This window comes from Myroides sp. WP-1, from assembly GCF_014145635.1.
GTDB lineage: Bacteria > Bacteroidota > Bacteroidia > Flavobacteriales > Flavobacteriaceae > Flavobacterium.
In genome coordinates, this window is sequence record NZ_JACHTC010000025.1 from 21748 (window position 1) to 38351 (window position 16604).

11 protein-coding genes are annotated in these 16604 nt (G+C 34.6%); 2 read left to right on the forward strand and 9 right to left on the reverse strand.

The window, feature by feature from the left end; all coding sequences use genetic code 11:
- Positions 1-3 precede the first annotated feature (3 nt).
- The 4 genes from H4K33_RS15300 to H4K33_RS15315 form a co-directional block, all read right to left on the reverse strand.
- Entirely contained in the window at positions 4-3357 is a 3354-nt protein-coding gene (locus H4K33_RS15300; RefSeq protein ID WP_182650537.1) for a SusC/RagA family TonB-linked outer membrane protein, read from the reverse strand.
- A 27-nt stretch (positions 3358-3384) separates the two neighbouring features.
- Positions 3385-5982, reverse strand: coding sequence for a zinc-dependent metalloprotease (locus tag H4K33_RS15305; protein ID WP_182650539.1), 2598 nt, complete (start codon positions 5980-5982; stop codon positions 3385-3387).
- A 105-nt stretch (positions 5983-6087) separates the two neighbouring features.
- On the reverse strand, positions 6088-7632 hold the full coding sequence (locus tag H4K33_RS15310; protein ID WP_182650541.1) for a histidine kinase: 1545 nt from the start codon (positions 7630-7632) through the stop codon (positions 6088-6090).
- A 20-nt stretch (positions 7633-7652) separates the two neighbouring features.
- The gene (locus H4K33_RS15315; protein WP_182650543.1) at positions 7653-8876 is read right to left on the reverse strand and encodes an exo-beta-N-acetylmuramidase NamZ domain-containing protein; all 1224 of its coding nucleotides are present in this window, start codon (positions 8874-8876) and stop codon (positions 7653-7655) included.
- A gap of 7 nt (positions 8877-8883) precedes the next feature.
- Between H4K33_RS15315 and H4K33_RS15320 the strand changes: the two genes are divergently transcribed.
- On the forward strand, positions 8884-10119 hold the full coding sequence (locus H4K33_RS15320) for an ABC transporter permease (RefSeq protein ID WP_182650545.1): 1236 nt from the start codon (positions 8884-8886) through the stop codon (positions 10117-10119).
- A 24-nt stretch (positions 10120-10143) separates the two neighbouring features.
- On the opposite strand, the gene H4K33_RS15325 is transcribed toward H4K33_RS15320, so the two are convergent.
- The 4 genes from H4K33_RS15325 to H4K33_RS15340 form a co-directional block, all read right to left on the reverse strand.
- Complete coding sequence (locus H4K33_RS15325) at positions 10144-10887, reverse strand: DUF4241 domain-containing protein (RefSeq protein WP_182650548.1); 744 nt, start codon at positions 10885-10887, stop codon at positions 10144-10146.
- Between the two features lie 7 nt (positions 10888-10894).
- Entirely contained in the window at positions 10895-11428 is a 534-nt protein-coding gene (locus H4K33_RS15330; protein WP_255493778.1) for a HEAT repeat domain-containing protein, read from the reverse strand.
- A 195-nt stretch (positions 11429-11623) separates the two neighbouring features.
- Positions 11624-12508 carry an AraC family transcriptional regulator gene (locus H4K33_RS15335; RefSeq protein ID WP_182650550.1) on the reverse strand — a complete coding sequence of 295 codons (885 nt, stop codon included), beginning with the start codon at positions 12506-12508 and terminating at the stop codon, positions 11624-11626.
- Positions 12509-13094: 586 nt separating this feature from the next.
- Positions 13095-13622 carry a GNAT family N-acetyltransferase gene (locus tag H4K33_RS15340; protein WP_182650552.1) on the reverse strand — a complete coding sequence of 176 codons (528 nt, stop codon included), beginning with the start codon at positions 13620-13622 and terminating at the stop codon, positions 13095-13097.
- Between the two features lie 216 nt (positions 13623-13838).
- Between H4K33_RS15340 and brnQ the strand changes: the two genes are divergently transcribed.
- Positions 13839-15146 (forward strand): branched-chain amino acid transport system II carrier protein, encoded by a 1308-nt coding sequence (gene brnQ, locus H4K33_RS15345; RefSeq protein ID WP_182650554.1) that lies wholly within the window; start codon positions 13839-13841, stop codon positions 15144-15146.
- A gap of 35 nt (positions 15147-15181) precedes the next feature.
- Here the strand turns inward: brnQ and H4K33_RS15350 are convergent, their stop codons facing one another.
- Entirely contained in the window at positions 15182-16132 is a 951-nt protein-coding gene (locus tag H4K33_RS15350) for a 3',5'-cyclic-nucleotide phosphodiesterase (protein WP_182650555.1), read from the reverse strand.
- Positions 16133-16604: the final 472 nt, after the last annotated feature.

The window sequence follows — 16604 nt, forward strand, 5'->3', positions numbered from 1 at the left end:
GAGTTAGAAGGTTATGTTTAATCCTAATGTGAATGATTTCTGAATAGGCTGTGCGTAAATGTTTCCGTAAGTTTCTGGATCAAAGTATCCTTTGTAATCTGTTCCGAATACAAATAGGTTTCTTCCTTCTACTGTAAATCGAACATTGTCTAAACGCAATTTATCTAAAACAGCTCTTGGTAAGGTATATCCTAAACGCAAGCTGCTAATACGCAAATAACTTGTTTCTTTTGTCCAAATATCTAGATAGTTGTAATAGTTAATTGGTGCTCCACCGTAATCAAACCATTTTGTTAACATCCAATTATCTGTTCCATCATAAGCGTCATTTCCTGTTAATCCTGGTAAAGTTCCACCTGTATTGATCGGCGTCCACATATCGAATACTTCTCTTGTGTAGTTTCTTCCTGGATCAACTAAAGCTGAATTATAAGCAGGTGTACGCGTTACCATTTGTTTTAGATTGAAGGCCGCTGAAATAGTGAAATCAAAATTATTGATCTTGAATGTATTGATAATACCTCCAGTAAATTTCGGATCTCTATCTCCTGCATAGGTAAATAAATCTCTTGATTGTTCAGGAGTCAATTTAGAGTCAACCATATAACCTGGCATGATGTCTTCCCAAGAATCATACAATTGGAAAAATTCTTTGGCAGATACTTTTTCTCCACCTTGCCAAAACATAATGTTTCCTTTGTCATCTAATCCCGCTGTTTTCAATACAAAAGCAGAATTTACAGCGTATCCTTCTCTTGAAGGTAAGTATTCACCATCGTTTACTTGAATACGATCTACTCTACTCTTATTGTGTGCAAAGTTGAATGTTGTCGTCCAAGAGAAGTTAGGGCGTACGATATTTCTCGTCGTTAATGAAATTTCATAACCTTTGTTGCTTACTTGCGCCCAGTTCATGTTGGTGAACTCAAAACCTGTTTCAAAAGGCAAGGCACGTAAACCAATTAAATCTGTACTCTTTCTGTTGTATGCATCAAATGCAATAGCAATTCTATTATTGAATAATCCTAAGTCAAAACCAACGTTTGTATTCGTTGTTTTTTCCCATCTTAGTGTACCATTTGGCAAGTTATTCACCTGAATAGTTTTTTCTGGATAACCTGGTAAAATAGAAGAAGTACTGTATTCTCCAATTACGAAAGGAGAAGTTGTACGATCTACGTTTCCTTGTAAACCATAAGAAGCGCGTAAACGGAAATTACTAACGAAATCTAGGTTTTCCATGAACTTCTCATTTGATACCAACCATGAACCTGAAATTGCCCATAAAGGTAAATATCTGTATTTTGGATCTACTCCGAATAAGTTTGAACCATCATAACGCACACTACCAAATACGGTATATTTTCTGTCGTATGTATAAGAAGCTGTTGCAAAGAAAGAAGCATAAGCGTCTTCTCCTTTTGTTCTTCTATATGTTTCGTATTTTTTTTGTGTTGCCTCAGTGTTTCCTGGAGGGAACAAAATCGGATTTGTTGTTAAGGTTAACGGATCGTAACCAAAACCTTTAGATTTGATTTGCTTTCTTTCTTCTTTTCGGATTTCCATACCAGCCATAACATCTATCTCATGCATATCATTGATAATAGTATTGTACATCGCTTGGGTTTTCCAGTTGTATTGGAAGTATTTATCCGAGAAGTTTTCAATAATTCCACCATCAGGCAAGAAGTATTTGAATTCTTTGGAAGCACTGTCATAGTATCTCGTACCTTCTCTGAATTTACGTGTGTTATACGTTTCTTTACCTAAGTATTTCTCCGTATCACTGTTGTCAATCTGTAAACCCAACTGAGAAGTGAACTTCAAGTCATCTAAGATTTGATAGTTAATATCAAAAATAGCTTTCAACGATTGGTTTTTCAATTCGTAGCTTGTATTTTGTCTTTCTTCTAAGAAGTTGAAAGGAATATAAGCATCTCCAAAACCATTGATATCGGGATCATATTGAAAACTTCCGTCTTCATTGTATGGTTTTAAGTAAGGATTGGCATTTCTAGAATAGTTGGCCGGATTAACACTTGCATCAGCATCTGCGATGAAGTTAGTTTTATTCGACTGTGTTCCAAATAAAGCCACTCCAGCTGTTAGTTTGTCCGTTAAGGTAAAGTTGTTTTTCAACGTAATGTTGTAACGCTCGAAACCAGTGCCAATTGTTGATCCTTCTTCATCGTAGTATCCCAAGGAGAAGTAGTAATCAGAAAGATCACCTCCACCCGATAAGCTCAAACCATATTGTTTGTTGAATGTAGGACGGTATAATTCTTTTCCCCAATCAGTATCTACTAATCGCAAGCGATTAATCGCATTTTGACTTTCTTGAGATAAAGCACTAAATCCACCATTTCTATAGGCGTCTAATTCGTCGTTTCTATTTAAAATTCTTGCAACTTCTCCTTGACGTGAGCGGGCATTATCGATATCAGATCTACCAGCAAGCATCAATTCTAAATCCACTTTTTCAGATGAATTCATCAAGTTTAATTTAGAAAATTGAGGGCGTTCATTCACGAAAGTATTGGCTGTAAAGTTTACTTTCATAGACCCTTTTTTTCCTTTTTTCGTTGTAATAACAATTACCCCATTTGCAGCTCTTGCTCCATAAATAGCTGTTGCAGAAGCATCTTTTAAGATGGTAATATCCAAGATGTCATCCGGATTTAAACCAGCAATAGAAAAGTTTTGCAATTGATCGATATTGTCTTTATCGTTAAAGTTAGGAACATTATTTCCTTCTAACGGCATTCCGTCAATTACCCATAATGGATCTTGAGGTCCGTTTAGTGAAGCTGTACCACGAATACGGATTTTAGCAGGTCCACCTGGAGCACCAGTAGGTGTTGTTACAGCAACCCCAGCGATTTGTCCGGCCAACATTTGATCCACACTCGCAACCCCTCCTTGCTCAATATCAGCCATGCTAACTTGGGCAACAGAAGAAGTCAATTTGCGTTTTTCAATGGTTTGATAACCCGTAATTACAACTTCGTTTAAAATGTTTTCATCCGTACCTAAAGCAACGTTATAATGTGTCTTCGTTGTTAGATTGATTAATTTCGAAGCGTAACCAATAAAGCTTACGCGAATGGCTTTTGTTTCTTTCGGAACGTCAAGTGTAAAGTTTCCGTCAAAGTCTGTCATCGTTCCAATACTTGTACTTTCGATGATTCCCTTCTGACCTGTTTCTGTTGATACACTTTGTGTTTCAACAATAATAGATGCCCCGGGTAAGCCCGACTTGTCGCTTGCATCTTGAACAAAACCTGTAATCGTTCTTTTCTCTTGTGCTAGAGTAAGAGTTAGGGTAAAGAACGAAAATAAAAGAAATAGTTTTTTCATTTTCTTAAATGGGTAAGGTTGTTAGTTTTATATACCTAGTGCTTGGTTAATTCTATTGGCTAAATCAGCATAGTGTGCTTGTGTCGCCGCATCACCTGATTTTGCTTTTTTACTCACAAGTTTTTGAATAGCGAATAATTCTCCCTTCTTGTAACTTGTTACCTCCGAAACGCGTTTCATTACTGTATAGTTGATGTTTCTTGCCTGATTGTCGGTTAAAGAAACTCTACATAATGTAGGCATTTGCAAAGATTGATCTAGGATTAACCCTTTTTTGTTTGTTTTTTCAAATAGTTTATTCACATCAATAATCAACGCATCTACGTAATTTTTTTGTGTCATTCGCTCTAAAATTGACAGTGATTTCCCTTTTTTAGTAGGAGCAAAGATCTCACTTCTCAATTGATTGAATAGGTCTTGAATCGTATACACTTTTTCACCATTTGTTTGGGTTTGCAGTGCTTCGCTCTCTAATAAACGAAGTAAACGCTCATCCGTTAACACATGATAGATCGCAGTATACTGTAATTCTCTCGCTAGAGAGTATGGCGAATATTCATATGGACCAACCGGAGAATCCTTTAAGCTGTACGTTTTTTCATTGATGTCATTGAAAAATAACCAGTTTGGAATCGTAAGCACATGTTTGCTCAAATATTCAACGGCTCTTTTCTGTGTTTCGTAAGGCACGGGTTGATATGCTTTTTTGTTGTTTCCGTATACAGCATGATCTAAGTAAACACCACCAATATTTGATAAAACGTGTTGATTATACATTTGCCATTGTCCAATAGCGCCCATGTATAATTTTCCAGCTTCATAATAATCTTCTCCTTGGTCGTAGGTCCATGAAATAATATTATCTACTACTATTTTTAAATTTTTTAATCCATATTCACTTGCCTTCATCGCATCGTTTCCTAAATCTTCTGATTGTGATCTTGGATCAACGATGTTTAGATAGCTTTGTTGCTCTCCGTAAAAATACATGGGATCATCTTGGTGATCTTCAATCATCTTGCGCAAAGCTTTCTTTTCTTCTTGTTGCGTTGGATACCAACGGTATCCCCATTCGATAGCATATTTGTCATACAACCCAATTTGAGGTGTAATAGCTGTTACTTTATCTTCTGGTTGGGCTACATAATTGTAACGTGCGTAGTCCATAATAGAAGGAGCCGTTCCCCCCATTTGATCCGTGAATGTTTTAGAACGCAAAGAATCCACAGGAAAAGCAAAAGAAGCACCCATATTGTGTTTCAAACCAAAAGTATGTCCAACTTCGTGCGAAGACACAAATCGAATGGCATCACCCATATGTTCATCACTAAATTTGTTCGCTCTTGCTCTTTCGTCAATCGGACCTGTTTGAATGCGCATCCAACTGTGAACAGACGTCATTACATTGTGCCACCAAATAATATCCGACTCAATGATCTCTCCACTTCGAGGGTCGATAACAGAAGGTCCCATCGCATTTGATTTCGGTGATGCAGCATAAGTAATTACCGAATAACGCACATCGTCAATATCAAAATCTTTATCGTCTTCTGTAGGTTCTTTTGCTAAAATTGCGTTTTTGAACCCCGCTTGCTCGAAAGCTACTTGCCAGTCATGTACCCCTGCAATGATTTTTTCTCTCCACTGTGGAGGAGTTGCTGGATCAATATAGTAAACAATAGGCTTTTTAGGCTCTACTAACTCTCCGCGTAAATATTTTTCAATATCCTCTTCCTTGGGTTCCATTCTCCATTTAGTGATGAATTCTTGCTCTTCCATTTTGTGTTGAGCATCACTGAAATGCCAATGTTTCTCTGTAAAAAAGCCTACGCGTTTATCTGCAATTCTCGGTTGCATCGGTTCTTTAGACAAAAGTACGATATTCGTCGTAACTCCCATAGAAACAGATACATCTCCAGAACCTTCATTGACACTTGTCGTCATCATAGATTTAACTACAATGTTCTCCGGAAACGTTTTAATTCCTTCGATATAAGATAAATTCGTTTTGATGGAAGTAGGTAAACTCAATCCCGATAACACATCATTGAAGCTCTTTTGATTTCCGTCAAATACTTTGTTTACCTTAATTACGGTAGCAGTAGAGTCTGGATTTTGAGTTTCAATATCAAAAACTTCTAAAACGGATTCAATAAAGTTATCCGCAACAGAACGCGTAATAGCATCTTCTTTTGGCGATGACACACGAGGAGTCTCCGTTTTTACCCAAATTTTATTCGCTAACGTGTCTTTGTGAAAAGTAATAAGTTTGTTTTCGTAGTTCATTCCCTTATTAGCTCCTGCGTCATTAATCTCTAAAGGAACTTGCGAAAGTTTGTTTACCAACAAAAACTGACGGTTTAATAAACTATCCGGTATTTCAAAATAAACATCCGTTTTGACTTGAATAACATTAAATAACCCTTTGGTATAGGTTCCCTTTTTTATTAAATCAGCGTAATTGTTTTCTTTCGTATCAGTAGAGTCTTTCTCCTTCTCTTTTTCCTTGTCAGCCCGCTTTTCCGTCTTCTTCTCTTTCGCATACAGTAAACCCGTTGGCGCTTGAGTTAAACATCCTAGTAAGGCTAAAGTACTGATACTTAGTTTAACCGTGTTTCGATTCATTACAATGTTAAGTTTAAGTTAAGTAAGGGATAAAGCTAAAGGACTTCTAGTTAAACTTAAAATTTTCAGGAGTGAGTGGATTTATTTTGGGAGTGAATGGATATTTTAACAATTGATCAATGGGAAAATACAACTAAAAGTCTCGTTTTGTGAATCAGTTTGGAAGCCTTCGATTTGGTAATATTGATAAATAGAGGCAATATAAAATAACCCAAATCCTTCACTTTCTTCCTTTTGTTCTTTTAATTGAATATTATTGATTACAGTTACACTGTCATTCGTTAGTGTTATTTGAATTAGTAAAGGAGAATCTAATGTTGCAATATTGTGCTTCATAGCATTTTCCACCGCAATTTGTAAAGCTAAATACGGAATTTTAGTTTTTGTAGGGGCGTGTTGTTTGTCGAGAATCTCAACGTGGAGTTCTTTGGGAAAACGAATACGCTGTAATTCGATATATTGTTCAATAAATTTGAGCTCTTGATTGAGGTCAACTAAATTGCTACTTGGCGAATGAATTAAATAACGATAGGTATGGCTTAAGTTTAAGGTAAACTTTTGTGCTAAATCACTGTCAATAGTAATAAGCATGTACAGCGAATTTAAGGAGTTAAACAAAAAATGAGGATTAATCTGATTTTTCAATTGTTTAAGCTGCATCAAAACTTTTTCCTTGGTCATTTTTTCTTTTTCCAAAGCCAATTGTTCTTTTTCCTTATAAGCGCGTTTACTTTCTAAATTAAAGAAATAAAGTAAAAGCAAGATGATCGAAATCGAACTAATGAAAATCAAATAGGTATTTCGCTTCAACGGAATTACATTTTCATCTACATTTAACTTGGGGAAGTTAATACTGATATACCCTTTAAACGTTGTGGAGTTAAAGCTTGTAAAAAAACGATAGACTTCAAGCTTTAGAAATTCTGATTCAACGACCTTAGGCGTAGATTTGTTATTTGTATTGATCATGGTATCTTGACTCGTTGTCGAAGATACCTGAAAGATATTCTGACCAATTAGATTTAATTCAGGGTGATAAATACACGTTCCATCAGCCGCAAATATATAAGCGTAATTCGGTGTGGTAATGTCAATTGTTGTTAGGTGTTTGTGAAGCTCTTTCAGGCTGAAAATAAAACCTGTGAAAATTTGTTCTTTTTCTTTTTCGATACTATTCCAACACACCCAATACAATTGTTGATCGAGTGTAATAAAAGTATTGATTTTGGTTTGATGACCATTTTTCAGGAATTGTTGTACCAGAGGGTGGTCTAAAGGAAGGACAGAGTGATCACTCAAGTTATGCGCTGTAACATGCTGGGAAGAGTCAACCGCAATATACCAGTTGTAGCTGGAAATACTATTATAAGGTTGAACCTCATTCAGTACTTCATACGTTTTCTTGAGTTGATCCAACGGACTGTGTTCAACCACATCAGTTAGCATAGTTAATTGATTGTCAATCTTTTTAAATTCTTCCTCTAAAGCATTTTTACGATGATTAAAACTCTTTTTGATGATGTCTTGGTAGGTCTCCTCATAGCTACTGTTAATAGAAATACTCAGGAATAGAATTGCAATAGAAGTGATACTTACAATGGCAATGGCTATAATCAAAAGTGTTCTACGCGAAAACAAAAGCTGTTTCATAAGATAGGAGAGTCAGTGAATTAATTAACGTAAAGTAGGTAAGGCGCACGAGTAAGTTCAAAGGCAGCTAATCCTTTTTTCCATGATTGACGAATTTCATTTTCCGTTTTACCAGCAATAATTTGTTGTTTTAATTGATCTGTTCCCGCTAATTTAATAAAGAAATTAGTAAAAAACTTGTCTTTATTTTTTGTTTGATGATAGGCTTTTAACAACCATTTTAGCTCTAATTTTGTTACAGGTACCTCTTTAGAGAGATCTTCACCATAGCACAATTTGCCATTATTCATCGGATCTTTAGAACCAGCATTGGGCTTGGGAGTAAAACGATAAGGCATATTTTCTAAAAAAGGTGAACCGTAAATTTGAAATTGCAAATTCGTTCCTCTACCAGAACTAACATTTGTTCCTTCAAAGAAACACAAACTAGCGTATAGGTTGATCGCTTGATCATTGGGTAAATTTGGTGATGGTGACACAGGCAGTGCATAACTCGACTGGCGACTGTAATTCAAGTTAGGAATGACGGTTAGCTCTGCTTGGATACCCTCATTTAACCATTTTTCGCCATTAATCATTAACCCATATTCTCCAATGGTCATGCCGTGCAGTGTTGGTATAGGGTGCATACCAACAAAGCTTTTGTTTTTTAGCTCCAGAATAGGACCGTCTATTATCGTAATATTAGGATTGGGACGATCTAGAATTACAAGGGGGATCTTGTTCTCAGCACAAGCTTCCATAACATAGTGTAAAGATGAAATATAGGTGTAAAATCGAGCACCTACATCTTGTAAATCAAATAACATGATGTCAATACCAGCTAGTTGTTCTTTAGAAGGTTTTTTACTGTTGCCATACAGTGATAGAATCGGAAGCCCCGTTTGTGTATCTCGACCATCTTTCACAAGTTCGCCTGCATCAGCTGTTCCTCTAAAACCATGTTCAGGAGCATATATTTTCGTAAGATTAACTCCCTTGCGCAATAAAAAATCAACCGTAGATACATATACATTGACATCGAGATCTTCGCGAACAACGCCTGTCTGATTCGTTAGTATTCCTACCTTTTTGTTTTGTAAAAGTGCAAGATAAGCCGCTGTGTTCTCCGCACCAACAATTATTGTTGAGCTCGAAGATGGAATCTCGCTTTCTATCTTTGAAAAAGAATAAGAATTTACACTATAAATCAATAGTGTTACTAAGAATAATAATGTATTTTTGACTGTTGAATTTGATACCATAACAAAGTTGAAATTAGAATATTTTATAGCTAAACGCTTAGTAACTACAAAGAACCATAAAAGTAGTATTTCTGCTCCAATTATTAAAATCGCTATTACAGCAATTGCTTTAGGGATTATAATGATGTTGGTGTCTGTTGCTACAGGCCTTGGTTTAAAACACAAAATTAGAGATAAAATTTCAGCTTTTAGCGGTCATATCGTAATTACTAAATACGATTCCAATATAACAGATATTACACTTAAACCCATTGAAATAGATCAAAACTTTTATCCAAACTTACAGGAAGTAAAAGGAGTAAAAAACATTCAACCTTTTGCTTCTAAAGCAGGTATTATACGCACTGAAAATGCTTTTGAAGGGATAGTATATAAAGGAGTAACTCCAGACTACCAATTCAATGAGATAGCAGAGTATATTGAACAAGGTAGATTACCTGTTTTTGGCGAAGGAATGAGTAATGAGATTTTAATGTCAACGTATATTGCTAATCGATTAGGACTTCAATTGGGAGGTAAGGTCAATACGTATTTCATGAAAGATTGGGGGAATAAAGTGCCAAATATTCGCCAATTTGAAATTGTAGGTTTGTACAATTCAGGCTTACAACAATTTGATGAAAACATTATCATTGGAGATCTTCGCCATGTACAACGATTAAATCGTTGGACAGAAAATGAGGTCGGTGGTTTTGAGATCATTCTGAAAGACTTTGATAAAATTGAAGAAAAAGGAAGTGAAATTTATTTGAATTTACCTTCTACGGTAGATAGTAAAACCATTGTAGAAAAATATGAAAATGTCTTTGGATGGTTAGACATGTTTGACTTTAATATTAAAGTCATCATCATTATAATGATTGCAGTTGCTTCTATTAATATGATTGTCGCTTTGTTAGTTTTAATTCTAGAACGCACGCAAATGATAGGAATCTTAAAAGCACTTGGTGCGGCGAATTGGAGCGTGCGAAAAATATTTTTATATAATGCGTTTTATTTAATTGGAAAAGGACTTTTATACGGAAATGCTATTGGACTTGGTTTGCTCTTTATTCAAAAATATACAGGATTAATTAAATTAGATCCAACGTCATATTACGTTAGAGAAGCTCCTGTCTTGATCCGCTTTTCAGACGTACTTCTACTCAATGCAGGGGTGGTGATCGTCGCTATGTTAGTGTTGTTAATTCCTTCCTATCTAATTACGAAAATATCGCCTGTTAAGGCTATTCGATATGAATAAAAAAAGTCGCTTTAGCGACTTTTTTTATTCTTCCTCATCTTCAAAAGTCAATTCAATATCGATAAATTGAACAATGATTTCACAAACTTCATTGTTTTCATCATAACCAAAATAAACAGGATAAGCTCCATCTCCATAACCGCTTTGAATCATGGGAATGGTTAAGTCTGTTCCTGGTATTTTGAAGTTGATCCAATCTCCACCAGGTCTTTGGTATTGTGGGTTATTTGCATAACTCTTTTTGAATTCGGCAGCTAAGAAGTCATCGTAAATATTTCCCCCAGGATGAGCATTTAACCATTGCTGTTCAAAGGCACAATATGCATCTTTGGTTTCTACATCTACTATTGTAGCCAAACCAGCATCAACATTAAAACCGAAATATTCTCCTTTATTTAAAGTATCTATGTTTTCATGTCCAAGAAGGGCCTCTAGATGCTGAGTCGCTTGTTTATCTGATACCTTTACGCGAAAAGCAACATAACGATAGTGATCTTCATCAACCTCCATAACCAATACTGTTAGCGGAAAGCTACCTTGTGCTACAGGGATAAAATAGGGTTGTTCATCGCTCTTTAGGTAAACCAAAGGATCTCGAACAAGTATATTACCCGTTGGAAATTTTACTTCACCAAGGTTGAGGTGAAATAAGTTCTTTTCACATATTGATGTAGCACTGAAATAGTGGTTGAAATTAGTAGGAGATAAGAGTAAATGCTTTTTTTGTTCATATACAGTTATCCACTCAGGAGTCGGAATTGTTTTCATTGTTGTTTTATTTGTTTTTAACAGTCACTTCAGTAAGCGCTTTGTGATAAATTTTTTGAATACTCTTTTTTTCTTCTTTTTCTATTTGTTGTTCAATTAGAGAGACCAAATGTTGGGTACGGGGCTGATTCATTTTTACTATTTCTCCTAGAGCAAATGCTATACTCCAACGAACAACAGTTCCTTCGTGATTAATATTCATGACTAGTTGATCAATGGCAGATTCCAATTGATCAGGGTAAAGTGAGATTGTTAAACCTATGGTTTTAGCACATTCCCATTTAATTCGAGGAGCCTTGGATGAGAGCGTTTGGATGAGTAATATCAAAGCTTCTTCTGTAAGTATATTGGGCTTTTGCTCTGATGCATGCGCAAGGGCTTCTATACAAGTAGCTTTAGGAGAATCTTTAGCTGTTTGAATTTCTTCAATAAATTCATGTAATTGAAGCACGTTGCTTAATAGCCCTTCGCAAAGTAGTTGCGTTTTTTCTTTGGCTTTGTATTCCTTGGAATAAAGTATACCATGAACTGTTTTCATCATATGGTAGGTTGAATAGATTGAGAATACAAAGATCAATTTTTTATTGAAAGAGAGTGCCAATTCTGTGATTAAAATAACAAAGCCGTTTCTACATAGAACGGCTTTGTAGTAAAGGGAAGCTCTGTTAAGAGTATATTGAAGTAGGTGCAGGTGTAATAAACCATTCCCTATGCGTTTATATTGGTAGTGTATGGATTATTTTCTCAGTTGTTTAGGAGAATAACCTGTATACTTTTTAACAAAGCTAGAGAAATAAGTGGCGTATTCAAAACCCAAAGAAAATGCTATTTCAGATACGCTTAAGGTCGAGTTTTTTAATAAACGCTGTGCTTCTATTAAAGTTCGTTCTTGTATTATAGTTGTAGTGGATTTACCTAATGTTTGTTTTACAACAAAATTTAAGTAATTCGTATGCACATCTAATAGGTCAGCAAAGTCAGTAGCAGTTTTTAACCGAACTACTTGATGCTTATTCGTAATGGGGTATTGTTTTTCTAAAAGTTCCAAAAACTGCGCACACAGGCGATTTGTTGCGTTCTTCTTTTCTATTAAAGTATAGGTGCCTTGTAGTTTATTGGCCTGGTGTATGATAATTTCAATGTAATTACGCAATATCTCCTGTTTTAATGGGTAGTCTTGATTATGCTCTACAATAATGTTTTCAAATAAAGAACGGATCATTCGGTCTTGATCCTTGTCTAAAGCATAAATAGGTGTTGCTTGTAGGGTGTGTAAAGTTGATCTGATTTCATTGCTTTGAAATCCTAAAAAAGTATTGGTAAACAAACAGAAAAAACCATCGGGTGTTTCTGATGTGGGCTCAAGTGTATAGGTGGATAAAGGATTTGAAAAAAATAAAATTGGCCCCGAAAATTCACGTATTTCTGTTCCACAAAATAATTTACTCTTACTGTTTAGATAAGATACTTTGTAATGTGTCTTCATATTATAAGGTATAAAAAGCTCTTTGCCTTCTTTTTGGGAATAAACCGCGAATTCGTCTGTGTTGGTTGTGCATATCGTTGTTAGTTCTTCTTGATCGATTTCATCCTGCTCTATTTTTGGGGTTGATTCTGTCATTCTTTGCGCTTATTTGATTCGTACATTTAATTTCTAAAGTCATTAAAGCGTGATCTTATTTGTTTTTGTTTTATAGCTGAGGATAAAATTATGTATTATTATAACGTTATATTTGATAAAAATGTATTATTTGTTGTGTTTTTTAGATATTTTATCAAAATTATTGCTTTTTTTATTTTGTGGCTAATAAAATGTGTTTAGAGTAAGTGTTGTTCGCTTTTTTTTTAAATAAAGAAGAAGATGTAAAGACAATTGGTCTTTTATTTTGATAGAATTGAGGTTTTTACTAGAACTTTTTATTGATAAAAGAGAATTAACATGGAACGGTACATGGTAGTAGACCTAAGTGAATCCCAAAAAAACAAAATTTGAACCACACTTTTTTTTACATAAAAATTCAATCGAGTCTCATTTTTTTAAAAAAAATAAGACTTGTTTAAATTTTTTAAATTGTTCTGATGTGAAAGGTGTAAGCTAAGAGAAAAGTGAGCAACCAATGTAGTAGTCAACAGCAGCGATAATCTAGACGAGGATCTGGAGTATTGTATTTGTATGGGAGATTTTGAAAAAGAAAGAATTTACGTGTTTACGTTGAAGAAAGTGATTTAGTATATACAAGTTTAGCAGTCTTGTCGTGAAGTGGAATAGTAGCCACGCACTGATATCCACAACGTTCAAGTAACTTTTTTGAATTGATGTTATGCTCAAATAATTGTGCGCGAATAGTCGTATAAGGAAGATACTCCTTTATAAATGACTCAAGTCCATGTAGTAATTCAGTAGCAAAACCTTTTTTCCAATAAAATTCATGTAAGATATAGCCAATTTCTACCGTTGTAGTAGTATCTTGGCACAGGAATAATCCTACTTCTCCAATGAAAGTTTGAGCAGTGTTTTCCTTCCATGCGATTTTGTAAATTCCAAGTTGCTTCTCATAAGCTTGTTGATTGATGTTATATTTCTTTTCCAAATCAATAACTGTCCAAGTTAGTTTGTTGTTGGGAATCCAACGCATAGTTGTTCTGTGGTTGTGTAATACTAGTAGAGAAGGTAAATCGGATTCTAATTGAATACGACAGACAGTTAAACGAGAAGTTTCGAATAGAGTAAACATGATTTGGAGAAACTTAAATATAAAGATAAAAATAAGCAATTTACTTTGAAATCAACAAGAGAGAAATAGAGGGGGTAATGATTAATTATGCAATTAATATTCTATATTGCAAAAAATAATTTAATATAATTTTTAGATTAGCATGGTTATTGTGTGTAAAAAATAAGTTTCTTTTAGAAATTGTGAATCGAATAAAAAATAATATAAAAATAACAAATGAAACAAAAGTCAATTACTAATATATTAACTATCGGTTTTGCGTTGTTCGCAATGTTTTTTGGCGCAGGTAATATTATTTTGCCCCCTATTATAGGCCTTATTACTGGAGAAGATTGGTCTTCTGCAGTTTCAGGATTTACAATTACTGCTATTATCGCTCCTTTTTTAGGAATCTTAGCAGTTCTGTTTTCAGGGGATGAGTTTACCGACTTGGGAAAGAGAATCAATAGTACTTTAGGATTGGTTTTAGCAACAATGATTATTCTTAGTATTGGTCCTCTTGTTGCAATTCCGCGTACTGCGGCTACAACTTTTGAGGTTGGATTATTACCTATCTGGCCCAATTTTAATCCGATTGTGTCTTCTGTTTTATTCTTCACAGTAACACTAGCCTTATCGATATCTCCTTCTAAGGTTGTTGATATTATTGGAAAATATCTAACACCCTTATTATTAATCCTACTGACAATTATGATTGTAATGGGAATTCTTCACCCGTTAGATGTGACTAAAGATACTGGCGTTGGTGCAGCAGAGTCTTTTCGCAGAGGTTTTGCCGAAGGTTATCAAACAATGGATGTTTTAGCTTCTGTAATTTATGCAGGTATCATTATTGCCGCAGTCAAAGCTAAAGGATATACGAGTCAGGAGACTAAAACAAAAGTAACTTTCTTGTCTGGTGCTGTAGCAACTTCTTGTTTATTGTTTATCTATGGTGGACTTGTATATTTAGGTGCAACTTCTGGATACAATGTTGCAGGTGATTTAAAACGTACGGAATTATTGCTTTATATCTCTAATCATGTTTTAGGTGCTCAAGGTACAGTTGCTTTGTCACTTTGTATTGCCTTAGCCTGTTTGACAACAGCGATCGCTTTAGTATGTGCAACAGGAACATTTTTTAGTCAATTAACTAACGGAAAGGTAAGCTATAAAGTAATTGTAATTGCAACTTGTGTTTTTTCTGCTGTTTTAGCTGTAAATGGTGTAGATCAAATTATTGATTATGCCGGACCATTTTTAGGAATTATCTACCCAATTACACTTACATTAATTGTGTATATTGTTTTGTTTGGAAAAGTAGTAAAGCGAAAACTGCCTTTCGTAGGAGCAATAGCAACAACAACTGTTTTTTCTCTTGTACAGTTTTACGTGGGAATGACAATTGACAAAGCTACAGAAGATAGTTTTGAATTTCAATTGAATCAATGGATTCAAAAGATTCCTTTATATAACTATGATGTACCTTGGTTACTACCATCATTTGTTGTTTTTGTTTTAGTATATATCGTAAGTAAAAAATAAAAAAAAATCCCATTCAACTAGAATGGGATTTTTTTTTATTGAAGTGTGATTCTTTCACCTTGTTTGGGAAAGATATAGTGAATTTGTAAAGGATTGTTCTCCTTTAATTCTTGTTTGATCTGTTCAATTTGATTTCCTGAAGGTTTTAAATGGGTAATAATAATTGTCAGTTCTTTTAGATTTTCAAGTTCAGCATATTGAGCAAGTCTACTTAACTCCTCTGTGAGTAACTTCGGTGTTAGATGGCCAAATAATAAATGCTCAGGTTGACTATTAGGAAAAGAAACTTCCAAGAGGATCGTTTTTAGATTTTGATTTCGCACTAATGGAGCAATATATTGCCATATCGTATCTAAGTGATTCGTTTTTTCTATGCGATCTGCACCTGTATCACCAAAATACAAAACGTAATCATTGTTGTTTTTAAGTAAAATAGCCGAACTTTTTTGTGGATTGACATGACTGAGCTCAAAAATTTCCGCAGAAAATGTTGTGTTCTCAATTAAAAATGATTGAAAAGGTTTGACCTTCTTATAGTTGTACTTTCCTAATATCGGAGATTCTCCCTCGTTTCCAAAATTGGCCCAAGAAGCATTCGTGAAATAATTGTGTTTAAAAATATCCGACACAAAAGGTAAAGAATAAATAGGTTTAGCAGAATCTTCAGGTGAGTTGATAATTAAACCCGAAAGATGATCCAAATGCCCATGTGAAATAAAATATCCTTTAATGTAGTGTTGTAATACAGTTTCAAAAGAAACATCAAATGTTCCGTTGGCAATAGCTTTGTTTATTCCACTTCTTACCGTTCCAGCATCTAGTGCTAAATAAGAATTGCTGTTTTCTACTCCTAGTAAATAACAAGATAAATTACTCTCATCTCCACCACCATATACACCAAGCGGAATTATTTCCAAATTTTGGGCCAGTAGAGTGGAAGTACTGTACAGAAAAAATGCAGAAAGGGTAAAAAATAACTTTTTCATTATATATGTATTTGTTGCAAAAATAAGAGATATATTATAGTGTTGTCTCTTTTTGTTTTTTTTTGATGAGACGAAGAGGGTGAGGTGATGAGAGGGTGAGGTGATGAGAGGGTGAGAGGGTGAGCAACAAACAACCCACAACGTACAACAAACAAGATGTACAAAAGACTCTAAATATATAGGTGTAATTTTCTTTTGCTTGATACAGTAAACAAAAACAGCCCACACACAAACCATGTAAAAAACAAAATATACAAAAGGCTCTAACACTTTATATATAGGTATAATTTTTTTTGCTTGATACAGTAAACAAAAAACAAACCACACAACAAACAACAAACAGCCAACAAAAATTATAAGTCTACCGATTACAGATAACAGATAACCAATCACTGAATATTCCTAAATAAGGACGATTGTTTTTTCAACGAGAATCTTCTCAACGAACAACAAACAACAAACGACGAACAAA